The sequence below is a fragment of the Streptomyces sp. GbtcB7 genome (assembly GCF_019091445.1).
Classification (GTDB): Bacteria; Actinomycetota; Actinomycetes; order Streptomycetales; family Streptomycetaceae; genus Streptomyces; species Streptomyces mirabilis.
In genome coordinates this window covers 86183-101550 of record NZ_JAGXJM010000035.1, presented here as the reverse complement: position 1 = coordinate 101550, position 15368 = coordinate 86183, and the positions used below count along the sequence as shown (strand labels likewise).

Annotated in this window: 14 protein-coding genes; 5 read left to right on the top strand and 9 right to left on the bottom strand. The window is 71.8% G+C overall.

Features of this window, described 5'->3' with window-relative positions:
• Nucleotides 1-3 precede the first annotated feature (3 nt).
• Nucleotides 4-642, top strand: a complete 639-nt coding sequence (locus tag KVT44_RS42170; RefSeq protein WP_217573197.1) for a TetR/AcrR family transcriptional regulator — start codon at nucleotides 4-6, stop codon at nucleotides 640-642.
• Between the two features lie 32 nt (nucleotides 643-674).
• Here the strand turns inward: KVT44_RS42170 and KVT44_RS42165 are convergent, their stop codons facing one another.
• The 3 genes from KVT44_RS42165 to KVT44_RS42155 form a co-directional block, all read right to left on the bottom strand.
• Nucleotides 675-1034, bottom strand: a complete 360-nt coding sequence (locus KVT44_RS42165) for a helix-turn-helix transcriptional regulator (protein ID WP_060900065.1) — start codon at nucleotides 1032-1034, stop codon at nucleotides 675-677.
• A gap of 200 nt (nucleotides 1035-1234) precedes the next feature.
• Entirely contained in the window at nucleotides 1235-1609 is a 375-nt protein-coding gene (locus KVT44_RS42160) for a hypothetical protein (protein ID WP_060900066.1), read from the bottom strand.
• Nucleotides 1610-1767: 158 nt separating this feature from the next.
• Nucleotides 1768-2340: a rhodanese-like domain-containing protein gene (locus tag KVT44_RS42155; RefSeq protein WP_190170599.1), complete on the bottom strand. Its 573-nt coding sequence runs from the start codon at nucleotides 2338-2340 to the stop codon at nucleotides 1768-1770.
• A 73-nt stretch (nucleotides 2341-2413) separates the two neighbouring features.
• Here KVT44_RS42155 and KVT44_RS42150 point away from each other — a divergent pair, with 73 nt between their 5' ends.
• Nucleotides 2414-2695, top strand: coding sequence for a metal-sensitive transcriptional regulator (locus KVT44_RS42150; RefSeq protein WP_217573195.1), 282 nt, complete (start codon nucleotides 2414-2416; stop codon nucleotides 2693-2695).
• A 21-nt stretch (nucleotides 2696-2716) separates the two neighbouring features.
• Here KVT44_RS42150 and KVT44_RS42145 read toward each other — a convergent pair whose 3' ends face one another.
• The 4 genes from KVT44_RS42145 to KVT44_RS42130 all read right to left on the bottom strand — a co-directional run bounded on the left by KVT44_RS42145 (nucleotide 2717) and on the right by KVT44_RS42130 (nucleotide 6798).
• Nucleotides 2717-3469, bottom strand: coding sequence for a sulfite exporter TauE/SafE family protein (locus KVT44_RS42145; protein ID WP_190170600.1), 753 nt, complete (start codon nucleotides 3467-3469; stop codon nucleotides 2717-2719).
• Entirely contained in the window at nucleotides 3466-3831 is a 366-nt protein-coding gene (locus tag KVT44_RS42140) for a rhodanese-like domain-containing protein (RefSeq protein WP_217573193.1), read from the bottom strand. The genes KVT44_RS42145 and KVT44_RS42140 overlap by 4 nt, the downstream gene beginning before the upstream one ends.
• Nucleotides 3832-4046: 215 nt before the next feature.
• Nucleotides 4047-5420 (bottom strand): MBL fold metallo-hydrolase, encoded by a 1374-nt coding sequence (locus KVT44_RS42135; RefSeq protein WP_217573191.1) that lies wholly within the window; start codon nucleotides 5418-5420, stop codon nucleotides 4047-4049.
• 148 nt (nucleotides 5421-5568) lie between these two features.
• Nucleotides 5569-6798, bottom strand: coding sequence for an FAD/NAD(P)-binding oxidoreductase (locus tag KVT44_RS42130; RefSeq protein ID WP_217573189.1), 1230 nt, complete (start codon nucleotides 6796-6798; stop codon nucleotides 5569-5571).
• A gap of 462 nt (nucleotides 6799-7260) precedes the next feature.
• On the opposite strand from KVT44_RS42130, the gene KVT44_RS42125 reads away from it, so the two are divergent.
• Nucleotides 7261-7470 carry a hypothetical protein gene (locus KVT44_RS42125; RefSeq protein ID WP_190170604.1) on the top strand — a complete coding sequence of 70 codons (210 nt, stop codon included), beginning with the start codon at nucleotides 7261-7263 and terminating at the stop codon, nucleotides 7468-7470.
• 9 nt (nucleotides 7471-7479) lie between these two features.
• Here KVT44_RS42125 and KVT44_RS42120 read toward each other — a convergent pair whose 3' ends face one another.
• Together KVT44_RS42120 and KVT44_RS42115 are read right to left on the bottom strand one after the other, a co-directional pair.
• A complete protein-coding gene (locus KVT44_RS42120; RefSeq protein WP_217573187.1) occupies nucleotides 7480-8505 on the bottom strand; it encodes an alcohol dehydrogenase in 1026 nt (341 codons plus the stop codon).
• Nucleotides 8506-8997: 492 nt separating this feature from the next.
• A complete protein-coding gene (locus tag KVT44_RS42115; protein WP_217573185.1) occupies nucleotides 8998-10461 on the bottom strand; it encodes a serine hydrolase in 1464 nt (487 codons plus the stop codon).
• A 207-nt stretch (nucleotides 10462-10668) separates the two neighbouring features.
• Between KVT44_RS42115 and KVT44_RS42110 the strand changes: the two genes are divergently transcribed.
• Both KVT44_RS42110 and KVT44_RS42105 read left to right on the top strand, forming a co-directional pair.
• Nucleotides 10669-13944, top strand: a complete 3276-nt coding sequence (locus KVT44_RS42110; protein WP_217573183.1) for a family 78 glycoside hydrolase catalytic domain — start codon at nucleotides 10669-10671, stop codon at nucleotides 13942-13944.
• Between the two features lie 143 nt (nucleotides 13945-14087).
• Nucleotides 14088-15323 carry a 4-hydroxybenzoate 3-monooxygenase gene (locus tag KVT44_RS42105; RefSeq protein ID WP_099918872.1) on the top strand — a complete coding sequence of 412 codons (1236 nt, stop codon included), beginning with the start codon at nucleotides 14088-14090 and terminating at the stop codon, nucleotides 15321-15323.
• Nucleotides 15324-15368: the final 45 nt, after the last annotated feature.

Below are 15368 nucleotides of genomic sequence, written 5' to 3'. Positions count from 1 at the left end.
ACCATGGACGCCACCACCCCGGCCCGGAAGACCGCCCGGACCACCTCACGCGGCCGCAACCCGCGGGGCCAGGGCGAGCGGCTGCGTGCCGAGATCGTCGACGCGACACTGCGGCTGCTGGGCGAGCTCGCCGACGACGAGGCCCTGTCGCTGCGTGCCGTCGCTCGCGAGGTGGGCGTCGCCGCGACGTCCGTCTACATCCACTTCGCCGACCGCGACGCGCTGGTGCTGGCCGCGCTGGAGCGCTGCCACGCGGACCTGCTGCGCGCGGTGGACGAGGCGGAGTCGGGTGCCACCGACCCGGTAGCCGCGTTGCGCGCCCGCACCGCGCTGCTCGGGGCGTGGTCCCGCGAGCACCCGGGGCTGTACAAGGTGCTGCACGAGAGCACGCTCAACCGGCGCAGGGACATGTCCTTCAAGGAGGAGATGGCCGGGCGCACGACCGCGGCGATCCGTCGCTGCATGGACGCCGGGCTGGCGCCGCGGGGCGACGCCGAGACCGTGTCCCTGGATCTGCGGACGGCCGTCCATGGTGCGGTGTCACTGCGCGTCAACCAACCCGAGCTGCCCTGGCCCCCGTTGGAGGAGCAGGTCGACCGGTTCCTGACAAAACTGGTCGGTGTGCCGCCCGCGAAAGGGTGACGGAGCGGCGCGGCCCATGGCCCCGCACCGACTCAGCCGCCGGAGGACACCGGTGGCAGGGACGTGTCGTTCTGCCGCAGTTCGACCAGCAGTTCGTTCTGCCCGGCCAGTAGCTCCGTGAGGATGCGGCGGGCCGCGCGCAGCAGCTCCGCGACGTCACCGCCGGCCAGCGCGTAACTGACGGTGGAGCCCTCGCGGATGGACACCACGATGCCGGAACGACGCAGTACGGCCAACTGCTGCGACAGGCTGGACGGCTCGATGTCGAGGTCGGCGAGCAGGTCCCGCACCGGGACGGGGCCGTGTTGCAGCAGTTCGAGGACCCTGATGCGCACGGGGTGTCCCAGCATGCGGAAGAACTCCGCCTTGGCCTGGTAGAGGGGGACCCGCATCGGTGCTCGCTCCCTGCCGCGTGGGGATGGTCGTCACACGGTGCGGCGACGCCCGGAAAGCGCCGCCGTACCCTGTGTCCGTCGCTGCCGATCCTTCTCGCTCATAGCCGCACACATCCACTTGTTGGGATGATGCTGATGTGGTGACTTGAAGAAGTCTTCACATCGTGGGCGCACGTCGGCCCGAGGATCCGGTCGGCCTAGACTTCCAACTGCTCCTCGACGCGCTTGAGTTGGTGGCGGGCCATCGCCAGATTCGAACGCGCCTTGTCGAGCACGAGGTAGAGGAACAGACCGTTGCCGTTGCGTCCGGTGACCGGCCGGATGAGGTGGTACTGCGATTCGAGAGTGATCAGGATGTCCTCGATCCGGCTCTTGAGACCCAGTTGCTCCATGGTCCGCACCTTCGCGCGGACGACATCCGTGTTTCCGGCGGCAGCGATCGTGAGGTCGAGGTCCTTGCCCCCGCCCAGCGTGCCCAGCGCCATGCCGCTGGTGTAGTCGACCACGGCCGCCCCCAACGCTCCCTCGGCCGCGGTCATCATTTCCTTCAGCGACACTTCCACACTCGCCATAGCGCCTCCCCTTGGTTGTCGGCTGTGCGGCGGGATCGGCGATGCCCGTCCCGCCACGTGACCGCACCGTATGCGGACGGCCGAGGCGCCGACGGGAGTATCTCCGAGGCTGACATCAGGCGATCGGAGATGATCGCGACGGCATCGATTTCCGACTACTACTGCCCTGTTGCGGCCAGTACGGCGAGGGTGTCGTCGAAGTCGGTGGCACGGGGCTGGTTGAGCGGGAGCTTGGCCAGAACACGGGCCATGGCGCAGCTGCCACTGACGGCGGAGTAGACCAGGCCTCCGGCGACGCCGACGGACAACCAGCGGGCGGACGCCCGGCGTTGCCCGACCGCGAGTCCGGCGAGGATCAGAGACCCGGCGACGAAGCGGACCTGACGGTCCATGGGCCAGACGCCGCGGGCGTCGGCGGGGCGGTGCAGGTCGTGTCCGTGCCGGCTCCAGGCGGTGGTGCCGCCGGTGAGGGTGGCGGCGGGGATGCCGTGCGCCGTGAGGGTGTCGCAGGCCTGGGCGGAGCGGGCGCCGGAGGCGCACACCACGACGAGTTCACCGCGCTCGGCGGCGGACTTCAGGACGGGCAGGGCCGCGTCCAGGTGGTCCAGGGGGATGTTGTGCGCGCCCGCTATGTGGCCCGAGGCGTACTCGCCGGGGGTGCGTACATCGATGACGGTCAGCTCGTGGAGCCGGGTGTGGGCCTGGTCCGGGGCGAGGGAAGTGGGGGTCACGGGAATTTCCTTCACTTTCTGGTGCTTCACCCCACGGACAGGATACCCGCGGGGGTATATCGAAGGAGTGCTTGTGGAACTGGCGATGGCAGCCGAGGAACTGAAGACGGTGGTCAACCGGCTGCGCCGGGCGCAGGGTCAGATCGCCGGAGTGATCAAGATGATCGAGGAGGGACGGGACTGCGAGGACGTGGTCACCCAGCTCGCCGCGGCCTCCCGGGCGCTGGACAAGGCCGGGTTCGCGATCATCGCGACCGGTCTGCAGCACTGTCTGACCGATGCCGACCTGGCCACCGACGGCGACCGTGAGCGGATGCGGGCCCGTCTGGAGAAGCTGTTCCTGTCCCTGGCGTGAGTCCGCCGGGACCGGCCGGGGTCAGGTCAGGGCGTCGACGAGCATGAACGTGGCGACCGCCAGCAGGACCACGGCGAAGGTGCGCTGAAGGAGGGGGCCCGAGACCTTGCCGGCCAGGCGTTTGCCGTCCCAGGCGCCCAGGATCGCGGTCCCGGTGAAGGGCGCGATCAACGTCCAGTCCAGACCCGACGTCGTGGCACCGCGGGTGAGCAGCGAGGCCAGCGAGTTGACCGAGATGATCAGCAGGCTGGTGCCGATGGCGGCCTGCATCTCGAAGGCCAGGACGGTGACCAGGGCCGGCACGGCGAGGAACCCGCCGCCCACCCCCAGCAGTCCGGTCAGCGCGCCCAGCCCCGCTCCGGTGCCGAGGGCCCTGGCCGGCCGAACAGCGCCGGGCTCCGTGGCGGACGTCGCCCGGGAGGGGCGCAGCATGCGAGTGGCCGCCAGGGCGGCGACGGCGGCGAACGCGGCGATCAGCAGCGGCTGCGGCAGCCGGGCCGACGCCGCTCCGGCCGCCACCGCCGGGAGGATGCCGGCGGCCGCGAACAGGGTGCCGGCCCGCCACCGCACATGGCCGCTGCGCGCGTGGCCGAACAGGGCCGTGAGCGAGGTCGCGGTGACGATCAGGAGGCTTGCGGTGGTGGCCGCTGCCGGGGTGAAACCGAGCAGGTAGATCAGGGCGGGCACGGCGAGGACGCTGCCTCCCCCGCCCAGCGCGCCCAGCGCGAGACCGACCAGGGCCCCCGCGACAAGCGCAAGAACGAACGCGCTCACGCTATGGCACCGTCGTCTCCGTCCGGGCCGGCCACCGGCAGACCGGCCCGCGCCCAGGCGACCATGCCGCCGGTGACATCGGTGGCCTTCGTCCCCCGGCCGGTCAGGATCTCGACGGCCTGCCGGGAACGCCGGCCGGAGCGGCAGATCGCCACGACCGGCCTGCCCTGGGCGGCTGGTGGCAGGGCTTCTCCCGCCACCAGCCGGGCCAGGGGCAGGTGCAGCGCATCCGGTGCGTGTCCCGCCTCCCACTCGGCGGTTTCACGGACGTCGAGCAGGACGGCCTGGCCGTGGGCGGCCCGCTGGTGGGCCTGGACAGGGTCGAGACGACGGGAGGCGCGGCTGCGGCTGCGGAAGAACATGGGTTCATCACTCCGAAGGGGTGTTGCGGCGGGGGCGGCGGTGGGTCCGTGTGGGACTGACTGAGGTGCAGCAGTCCGTACGAGACCGGGTGCGCTCGGAACCGATGCGGGTCAGTCCGCGCAAGACCGGTCGAGGGTCGGTCTGTGCCGGACCAGGTGCGGGTCGATCCATGCCGGACCAGGTGGAAGTCAGCCCGTGCTGGACCAGGTGAGGGTCAGCCGGTGCTGGACCTGGTGAGAGTCAGTCCGGCCTCGACGGCGGCGTCGAAGCTGTCGTCGACGGCGACCACGCCGCGTCCCGTGGCGTCCAGGAAGGAGGCGGCGATCGCCGCGCGCATCCCGCCCGCGCAGTGCACCCACACCTCCCCCGCGGGCACCTCCCCGAGACGACCGGGCAGCTCATGGATGGGGATGTGCACCGAGCCCGCTACGAAGCCGCCCGCGCGCTCGGAGTCGCGCCGCACGTCCAGCACCACCACGTCCTCGCCGCGACCGCGGCGGGCGGCGAGGTCGGCGAAGGTCGCGCGCGGGAAGGACCGCGGCTCCACTCCCCCGGGCACCCAGTCCCACGGACCGCCGGTGGCGGCGGCGACCGGCCGGTCGATGCCGACCCGGGCCAGCTCCCGCTGTGCCGCGGCGATCCGCTCGGGTGTGTCGGCGAGCAGCGTGACGGGCTTGCCCCACGGGATCAGCCAGGCCAGGTAGGTGGCCGGCTTGCCGTCGCCCTCGAAGTTGAAGGAGCCGGCGACGTGCCCCTGGGCGAACGCGACACGGTTGCGCAGGTCGACCACCCATTCACCGGCCGCCAGCCGCTGGGCGATCTGTGCGGCGTCGGCCGGACGTGGCGGGGTGAGGTCGACGGGAGCGGGGCCTGCGGCGTTGGCCGGGCCCATGTGCGCGTAGTACGCCGGGACGTCGTCCAGACCGGCGAGCAGGTCGGCGACGAAGGTGTCCACGTCGCGGGTCAGGGCTTCGTTGGTCTTGCGTTCCCGCCCGATCGTGGAGGTGTCCCCCTCGGCCTGGGATCCGGAGCAGAAACTGCCGAACCCGTGCGTGGGCAGCACCGGCACCTCGTCGTCCAGCTCCTCGGCAAGACGGTGGGCGGAGGCGTGCTGGGCGCGGGCCAGTTGCTCGGTCAGCCGCGGTTCGACCAGGTCCGGCCGCCCCACCGTACCGATCAGCAGTGATCCGCCGGTGAAGGCGGCCACGCCGCGCCCTTCCTCTTCCAGGACGTAGGACGTGTGGTGCGGGGTGTGGCCGGGGGTGGCCAGTGCCCTCAGGGCCAGGCCCCGGTCGACCGTGACGGTGTCGCCGTCGGCGACCGGGGTGCGGGCGAAGGACACCGAGGCCCCGGCCGGGACCAGATAGCGGGCACCGGTGACCCGGGCCAGTTCGAGCCCCCCGCTCACGTAGTCGTTGTGCAGGTGCGTCTCGGCCACGTACGCGATCCGCACGCCTCGCCGGGCGGCGGCGGCGATCACCTGATCGATGTCCCGCGGGGGATCGACCACGACCGCCTCGCCAGGGCCGCCCGCCAGGTAGCTGCGGTTGCCCAGGCCCTCGAACTCCAGGGTGTCGACGAAGAACACGGGTTCGGCTCCTTCCGGATGAAAGTACCCCGGGGGGTATCTGACATCCACCGTAACAGAAATACCCCGGGGGGTATCTCACGGGCATGCGCGGAGGTGTTTCGGCTACGGCCACCGGCCGGCGACCGTCAGCGACGGCGAGGGCGCCCTAGACGAGGCCCTTGAGCATGCCGCGCCAGTACAGGGCAGGCAGGCCGTACCGCTTGAGCAGCCACATGTCGCGGCGCTCCTTGGTGGTGTCCAGCAGGGGGATGCTGGGGGCGGGGCGCTGGTCGTAGTCGAACTCGGCGAGCAGCACCTTGCCGCGGGCCGTGACCAACGGGCAGGACGTGTAACCGTCGTAGCGGCGCTGTTCACGGTGCTCGCCGTTGATCTCGGCCAGCAGGTTGGCCACCAGGACAGGGGCCTGCTTGCGGACGGCGGCGCCGGTCTTGGAGGTGGGCAGGTTGGCGACGTCGCCAAGGGCGAAGACATTGCGGTGCCGTGGGTGTTGCAGGGTGTGCTTGTCCACTTCGACGTAGCCGTAGGGGCTCGCGGGATCGGCCAGCGGGCCGCGCTCGACCCAGCCCGGGGCGCGCTGCGGCGGTACGGCATGGAGCAGGTCGAACGCGAGACTGTCCTCGGTGCCGGTGGAGTGGTCGGCCACGGTCAGCCGACGGGCCGCGCCGTCGACGGCGGTCATCTCGGAGTTCAGCCGGACCTCGATGCCGTAACGCTCGGCGACACGTTCAAGGGCCCTGCGCCAGACCGGTACACCGAACATGGAGTCGGCGGGCAGCACGAGGACCACCCGGATACGGTCCAGGACCCCCTGCCTGCGCCAGTGGTCGGCGGCCAGATAGGCGATCTTCTGCGGGGCACCGCCGCATTTCACCGGGCCGCTCGGCTGGGTGAAGACCGCGGTGCCCGAGCGCAGGCCACGGATGAGTTCCCAGGTGTACGGGGCGTGCTCGAAAGCGTAGTTGCTGGATACGGCACCGTGCCCAACGGCGGCGTCGAGGCCGGGGATCGCGTCCCAGTCCAGTTGGAGACCGGGTGCCATCACGAGGTGGTCGTAGCCGATGGTGCGATGCGCGGCGGTGGTGACGGTCCGCGCCTCGGGGTCGACGGCGGTGGCGGCCTCGCGGATCCAGTGCACCTGCCTGGGCATGACGGAGGCTTCGGGGCGGTGGGTGACGGCGAGTGGGGCCCGGCCGCCGCCGACCAGGGTCCACAGCGGCTGATACCAGTGGACGTCGGCCGGTTCGAGCACCGCGATGTCGCAGACACCGGCGCGCCGCAGGCGGGCCGCGACGGTGATGCCCGCGGTTCCACCTCCGATGATCAACACCTGGAAGTGGTCGCGGGCGGCGCCGGAGGCGGAGTGGGTGGAGGGCATGGAGGGCTCCTCGCAATCCTCGGGATATACCCCCAGGGGTATTGGCTGAGCCCGATGCTAGGCCACGCCCGGCGACGGGACCAATGTGCGGTCGATTAATTGCCAGCCAGGTAAAGGGAGTTGACGCACATGACGTCCGTCGGCTAGGTCCAGGCGGTGAGGATCGGCCGTGGAGCGTGTCCCGCGCGCGAAGGCGATCCGCCCGTCGAACACGGTCCGGCCGACCTCGACCGACGTGACGTCGTAGAAGTCGCGTGACGTCGTAGAAGTCGACGGACAGCAGATCGCCGTCCAGTACGTCCGAGGACGCCGACTCGGACACCGAGGGGCAGCGCTTCCGCCAGGGCTGGTTCCACTCCGAGCGGGTGCGCCCGCGGGTTTCCGCGACGGGGTCACGTGGGCGCTGCGCCACCGGGGCCGTCACGTCGGCCTGATCCCCTACGGCCGCGGCCGCTGTGGCAGGTGCAGCGCGACGGATACCACGGGTGCTGCGCCGGCCCGGCCGCCCCTCCGCCGTCGTACGGGACGCGGTGGTCCTGGTGCGAGCGCCTGCTCGGCAAGAGGGGCGCCGCCTCCCTCGCCGAGGCCACCGCCCTCGCCCGACGGGAGGGTCCGCCGCGACCGTCCCCGGAGGTCCTGGACCACTTCGTCGAACGCCACCCGGGCCGCTGAGCCGCCGTGTCAGCTCATGGTGAGCACCATCCGGAAGCGGGCGGCACCGGAGAGCATCTTCTGGTACGCCTCGTCGGTCTCGCCCAGCGTCACGACCTCGGTCATCGGACGGATGCCGTGCAGGGCGCTGAACTCCATGGTGTCCTGGATGTCCTGCGAGGTGCCGCTCGGGTGGCCGCTGACGACCTTGCCCGCCAGCAGCAGCTGGGCCGGGGTGATGCCGAGCGGCTCCGCGTCCACGCCGATGACCACCAGCTCACCGCGGGGACGCAGACCGTCCACGGTCGCGGTGATGGCGGCGGAGTTCGACGCGGTGGCCAGGACGACCTGTGCACCCCCGAGGGACTGAAGCGCCTCGGCGACCGGAGTGCCGGCCGTGCTGTCGATGTAGTGGTGCGCGCCGAGCTGCTTGGCGAAGTCGGCCTTGTCGGCACCGCGGGCGATGGCCACGGTCTCGAAACCCATCGCGGCCGCGTACTTCACCCCCAGGTGTCCGAGGCCGCCGATGCCGAGAACGGCGACCAGGTCACCCGGCCTCGCCGAGCTGCGCCGCAGGCCGTTGTACACGGTCACGCCCGCGCAGGCCAGGGGCCCCGCGTCGGTGGCCGCCAGTGCGTCGGGGATCCGGGCCAGCGCGTCCACGGGCACGACCGCCGTCTCCGCGTATCCACCGTCGTACGCCCATCCGGGGACCTGCAGGTTCTCGCAGACGATGAAGTCGCCCTGCCGACAGGGCGTGCAGTGGCCGCACGCGCCGCCGAACCAGCCCACCGCCACCCGGTCGCCCACCTGCCAGCCCCAGTCCCCCGTCCCCTCGCCGAGCTCCGCGATCCGCCCGGCGATCTCATGCCCGGGGACCACCGGGAACGTCACGCCGGGAAAACCGGCGTTCACGAAGAAGGTGTCGCTGTGGCACACCCCGCAGGCGTCGACGGCGACCCGTACGTGTCGGGGGCCCGGCTGCGGTACCTCACGCTCGACGACCTCGAACGAACCGCCGGGGGCGGTCACCTGCGCGACGCGATAGCTAGTCATCCGGATCCCTGCCTTGGAGAGTCGGTCTGATCTCGAAGCGCTCCGCCCGCAGGTGGTCACGGGGGCTGGTGACAGGCGCGCGGACGGCACGCGGACCACACGCGAGCCCGACCGGCTTGCTTCACTCCGGTGGTGGTGCTGTTGTCGGTCGGTGGCTGGGCGGGATCCGTCTGCCGGGCCTCGGCGGGCCATCGACGGACGGGCGCGGGTAGCCTCACGCTACTTCAGGTCACAGCAGGGCGCTCGGCGAGTTCGCCGTCCACCGCGCGCCCTGGGCACGTGCGGGCCGCCACTCGCGAGCGGTGCGAGCCGCACGATCACCGCACACCGCCGCCACGGTGTCCCGTCACGTCCGCCGCCGAAACGCCCCTCCTCGACGCCGAGGAGAGCGGCACACCGTTCCCCTCGACGGCCCGCCATCCACCGCCCACCACCTACCGGACAAGGGCACCCGGCTGCCCGCCCCCGGCGGAAACCCACCCGTCCCGGCTGTCACACCCGATCCCCCACGGGCGCCCGGAGCGAGCGCAGCCGACCGCCATGGATCGGTGTCGTGTGCCAGCGCACGGTGAAGGTGCCGTCCGGCAGCGAACACGTCACGGTCAGCCGGTGCGGGGTCTCCAGGAACAGCACGTCGAGCCGCAGCGTGTCCTGGTCCGTCCAGCCGCCGCTGACCGCCGTGGGCAGACCGCCCGCGTCGACGGTCCAACCGGTGGCGCCGAGCCGCAGCTCGATGAGCTCGTCGTCCTCCGCGAGCGACACGCCCCAGCCCTTCCCGTCCGCATCGGCGCTGACCGTGACGCCCGTCAAGGTCCGCTGCTGCGGGCACTCACCGTCCTCCGGTGCGAACAAGGCTCCCCTCCAGTCGTCGCCCCGCGCGGGCGGCTCGGGGCTCGCCTCGACGGGCGGCAGGGCCAGCTCCGCGAGGCGGCGGCGCAGGCCCTCGTCCGCCGTGCCCGGGAGCGGTTCGGCCGGGAGCGGTTCGGCGCCGAATGCCGGGAGGAGGTGGCGCCACACCAGGTTCAGCAGCCCCTGCATGTCCTCGGTCGCCGCGGTCGTCGCGATCACCGCGTCGTGCTCGGGCAGGACGAGACAGAACTGCCCGTACGCGCCGTCGCCCCGGTACCCGTGCCTGCTCCTCCAGAACTGGTATCCGTACCCCTGCTGCCAGTCCGACTGCGCGCCCTCCTGCGTACCGTCCGCGGTGGAGACGTGCGCGCGGGTCGCTTCCGCGATCCATGAGGACGGGAGCAGCCGCCGCCCCTCCCAGACACCGTCCTGCAAATAGAACTGGCCGAGCCGGGCGATCGCGTCCGTCGTGGCGTGCAGACCGCTGAAGCCGAGGTCACGCCCGGGCGGCCGTTGGAGCCAGGCCGTCTCGCCGATACCCAGTGGGTCGAACAGCCGGGGCCGCAGATACTCCGTCAACGACTGGCCGCTCACGCGCTGGATGATCGCGGCGAGCGTGTACGTGCAGGGCTGGTTGTACGCGAAGACGGTCCCGGGATCCCGGTCCGGCGGGAAGAGCAGGAACCCCCGTACGATCTCGTCGCGGTCGCGTCGGATCGAGGTCGCGTAGGTCTCTTCGAGGTGGCCGCTGGCCATGGCGGCCACATGGCGTACGAGCATGGCGCGGCTGCGCGGGTCGGTGATGTCGGCCTCGAACTCGGGGAAGTACGAGATCACGGGGTCGTCCAGGCGCAACAGCCCTTCGGTGGCGGCGAATCCGGCGGCCGTGGACGTGAAGCTCTTGCTGAGCGAGTAGAGCAGGTGGCGGCGGTCGGGTGTGTAGGGCGCCCACCAGCCGGAGGCCACGAGGTGCCCGTGGCGCAGGATCATCAGGCTGTGCGGTTCGATGTCCGGCGCCGCCTCGACGGCGTCGAGGAAAGCGTGGATGCCCGCGGCGTCCACCCCCTGGGCGGCGGGGGTGCTGGCGGGCAGGGGACGGGCGCTCATGAAGGCTGCCTCCGGGCGGCTCGGGCGGTGACGGGAGCGGGGCACTGTGTGCATTTGGCATCTTTCCGTCGCCGGACGCCGTCTGTCCACGAGGTGCGTGCAGGACTCTTGAGGCTGAAGAGACGTGATGCGTAGGATCGTTGCCAGCGGAATGAAACGTTTCAATTCATTTGATTCACCATCGACTCCACCATCGAGGGGCGACACATGGCCAAGGACTGGAACCGCCGCGTCTTCCTGCGCAGCTCCGTCGCCGGAGCGGGCGCCACCGTCGCACTCGGGTCCGGGGGCGCCCACACCGCCTCCGCGACCCCCGGATCGAGCGCCGAAGCCTCGCGTGAGGGCGGTCTGCGCATCGACCGCACCACCGTCGAGTACGCCGAGACGCTGCTCGGCACCGAGGTCGAACACCCCCGACTCACCTGGGAGTTGACCGCCCCGGGCCGGGGGGCGCGGCAGTCCGCGTACCGGGTGCGGGTGGCGCTCACCGAGAAGGACCTGCGCGAGGGGCGGCGCCTGGTCTGGGACTCGGGGCGGGTCGAGTCGGACCGCAGCGTCGGCATCGCCTACGCCGGGCCCACGCTGCGGCCCCGTACCCGCTACCACTGGCAGGTCAGGGTCTGGGACGGCGACGGCCGCCCGTCGGCGTGGAGCGCCCCGCGCTGGTGGGAGACAACGTTGCCAAAGGACGGCTGGCAGGGATTCTGGATCGGGGCGGCGGCCCTGCCCGAACCGCCCGGCTTCGACGGGGCGTCCTGGATCTGGTCGCCCGGCTCGACCACCGGTTCCGCCCCCGTCGGGCCCCGTTGGTTCCGTACCGCGACCACCCTCCCCACCGGCAGTGAGGTGCGCAGGGCGAGACTGGTGGCCACGGCCGACGACGACTTCACGCTCTACGTCGACGGACAGCAGGTCCTGTATCAGCCCCAGCAGACGGACGCCTGGCGCACCGGGCATCTCGCCGAGGTCACCGAGCAGGTGCGCGGGGCGAGCGGCGGGCGGATCGTGGTCGCCGCCGTCGCGACCAACCGCGACAACGGGTCCGCCAATCCGGGCGGGCTCCTGCTCCGCCTGATCGTGGAGACCACGTCCGGCGACACGGTCGAACTCGTCACCGGCGACGGCTGGCGCTGCGTCGACAGCGAGCAACAGGGCTGGCAGCGACCCGACTTCGACGACACGGGCTGGTCCGGGGCCGCCGTGCTCGCACCCTGGGGACAGGGCCCCTGGGGCACCGGAGTGTCCGTCAGCGTCCCCGAACAGCCCGCTCCCCTGCTGCGCCGGACGTTCAGCGTCCCGAAGGACGTCGTGCGCGCCCGTCTGCACATCAGCGGACTCGCCTACTACGAGGCCGAGATCAACGGAGTCCGCGTCGGCCGTCAGGTCCTCGACCCCGGCTTCACGGACTACGAGGAGACGGTGCTCTACGCGGTGCACGACGTCACGGACCGCGTCCGGCGCGGTGCCAACGCGATCGGGGTGACGCTCGGGCGCGGCTTCTTCGGTCTGACCAGCCCCACCGCGTGGAACTGGAACCGAGCGCCCTGGCACGGTGAACCCCGACTGCTGGCACAACTGGAGATCGACCATCCGGACGGCTCGCGCACCACCGTCGCCACGGACGGCACCTGGCGGATCACCGACGGACCGACCCTCTCCAACTCCCTCTACGCGGGCGAGACCTACGACGCGCGCAAGGCACCCCGGGACTGGACGCGCCCCGGCTTCGACGACCGCTCCTGGCAGGAGGCCCAGCGGCAGACCGCGCCCAAGGGCACCCTGCGCGCTCAGGGGCACGACCCGATCGAGGTGGCGGAGACCGTACGCCCGGTGGACATCCGTGAGTTGAGCCAGGGCGTGTACGTCGTCGACATGGGGCGGACGCTCGCCGGCTGGACCCGGCTGGCCGTGCGCGCCGAGGCGGGGACGACCGTCCGGCTGGTCCACGGGGAGCGGCTGAACTCCGACGGGAGTGTGCTCGCCCGCAACGACCTGGTGCCGGGCCGCTGCCAGACGGACGAGTACGTGTGTGCGGGCGGCGGCGCGGACGAGGTGTGGGAGCCCAGGTTCTCGTACAAGGGCTTCCGTTATGTCCAGGTCAGCGGGCTGCCCGCGAAGCCGGGGCCCGAGCAGGTGCTCGGCCGGGTCGTGCACACGCGGGTGGCGTCGACGAGCACGTTCTCCTGCTCCGAACCGTTCTACGAGCAGTTGGACCGGGCGATGCGCCGCACCGTCCTCAACAACCTCCACGGCATTCCGACGGACACTCCCGTGTACGAGAAGAACGGCTGGACCGGCGACGCGCAGCTCGGCGCGCCCGTGATGACGTACGCCTTCGGTGTGCACCGCTTCCTGACGAAGTGGCTCGGCGACCTGAGAGACAGTCAGAACGCCGAAGGACAGCTGCCGGTGATCGTGCCGAGCGGCGGCTGGGGCTACCACGATCTGGCTCCCGCTCCCGAGTGGACGACGGTGTACCCCTTCCTGCTGCGGGAGATGTACCGCGTGTACGGGGACGAACGGCTCGCCCGTGACCACTGGGCGCCGCTCGTCCGCTACCTGGACTGGGAGATCGGGCGTCTCCAGGACGGCCTTGCGGTGACCGCGCTCGGCGACTGGCTGCCGCCGGGCTACGGCGGCAACCCGCCCGAGGACACCAGGCTGACCGCCACGGCCTATCTGCACCGCGCGCTCACCGGGACCGCGGAACTGGCCGACCTGCTGGGCGACACCGAGGTGGCGGCCCGCTACCGCAAGACGGCCGACGCGTTGAAGGAGGCGTTCAACGCGGCGTTCCTCGGCGCGGACGGCCACTACCGCACGGCGAAGGACCCCGACTACCGCCAGACCAGCAACTGCCTCCCGCTGGCCTTCGGGCTCGTCCCGCCCGGCGCCCGGGCGAGCGTGGTCGACTCGCTCCTGGCCGACATCGCACGGCGTGGCAACCACCTCAACACGGGGGCGCTGGGCACCAGCGTGCTGCTGCGCGAGCTCTCGGCCCAGGGGCATCCCGAGGTGGCCCACGCCCTCGCCACCCAGCGCACCTACCCCGGTTGGGGGTACTGGTTCGACAACGGCGCCGACACCATGTGGGAGATGTGGCCGCTCGACTCCCGCTCCCGGGACCACTACTTCCTGGGCACCGTGGTGCAGTGGCTCTACGAGAACGTGGCGGGCCTGCGCCCCGGCGACGCGGGCTACCGCACCTTCACGGTTCGCCCGGACGGCCGTACGGGTGTGGACTGGGCCCGTACCTCGGTGCGGACCGTGCGCGGCCGAGCGGCGGCGGCGTGGTCCGTCGTGGACGGGACGACGCGGCTGTCGGTGGGAGTACCGGTCGGGGCGACGGCAGAGGTGCATGTGCCCGCGGCCGACCGATCGGCCGTCGCGTCGCCGGCCGGTGCGAAGTGGGTGCGCTCAGAGCCGGGGTTCGTCGTGTACGCGGTGCCGCACGGGAGTTGGGAGTTCGTGGCGCGCGCCTGAGCCGTACCCGGGGACGCCGCGACAGGTCGGCGCGGGCCCGGGCGGAGGGGTTGTGCGGGCAGGGGCGGAGGGGTTGTGCGGGCCGTGTCAGAGGGTTGCGCAGGCGCTGTGAGGGCTTGTCGGATCGCCGCCATAATGCCGAAATGATCAACCCCTCCCCCACATCCGCGCCGGCGCCGCGCGTCCCCGTCGTCATCATCGGTGCGGGACCTGCCGGACTCACCGTCGCCAACATCCTGCGGGCCGCGTCCGTCGACTGCGTGGTCCTGGAGACCGAGAGCCGGGAGTTCGTCGAACAGCGGCCCCGCGCCGGATTCATCGAGGAGTGGGCGGTGCGGGCGCTGCGTCATCGGGGGCTGGCCGACCGGCTGGTGGAGCGGGCGCAGGCGCACAGCGAGTGCGAGTTCCGGATCGACGGCGAGCAGCACCGCTTCCGGTACGCCGCGCTGACCGGGGACCGGCACTTCGTCTATCCGCAGCCGCTGCTGGTGACGGACCTGGTGCGCGAGTACGCCGACGTGAAGGGCGGCGAGATCCTTTTCGGTGTGCGGGACGTCGCCCTGCACGGCGTCGACGGCGACCGCCCGACGGTGCTCTACACCGATCCGCAGACGGGTGAGCGCCGGCGGATCGACTGCGACATCGTCGCCGGCTGCGACGGCGCGCGCGGAGTGACCCGCGCCCATGTGGCCCCGGACCGGGGCACGGTGGCCCGGTACGACTACGGGGTCGGCTGGCTCGCGCTCCTCGCCGAGGCACCGCCGTCCAGCGACTGCGTCGTCTTCGGTGTCCACCCGCGCGGATTCGGCGCCCATATGGCCCGCAGCCCCGAGGTCACCCGCTACTACCTGGAGGTGGCGCCCGGTGAGGACCCGGAGAACTGGTCGCACGACCGCGTCTGGTCGGAGCTGCACGCCCGGCTGTCGGCCGCCGGAGCCCCGGCGCTCACCGAGGGGCCGCTGATCGAGAAACGCGTCCTCGACATGCACAGCTACGTCGTGGAGCCGATGACGTACGGGCGGCTGTTCCTGGCCGGCGACTCCGCGCACCTCGTCGCGCCGATCGCCGCGAAGGGCATGAACCTCGCGCTGCACGACGCCCTGCTGCTGGGCGACGCGCTCGTCGCCTACTACCTCAGGGGGGACGCCGACGGGTTGCGCGGCTACTCGGCGGCCTGTCTGCGGCGGGTGTGGGAGTACCAGGAATTCTCGCGGTGGTTCGCGGAGTTGCTGCACGGACCCTCCTCGGGCGATCCCTTCCGGGCGGGTTCCGCGCGAGCCCGCCTCCGACGGATCCTCGGCTCACCCGCGGCGGCGGCCACCTTCGCCGAGTCGTACATCGGCAAGGTCACCGGCCCGATGGCCGCGACGACACCGTGAGATGAACGGCAGTGGGGATGCGGCCTGAATTCTTCGCACGTGTGC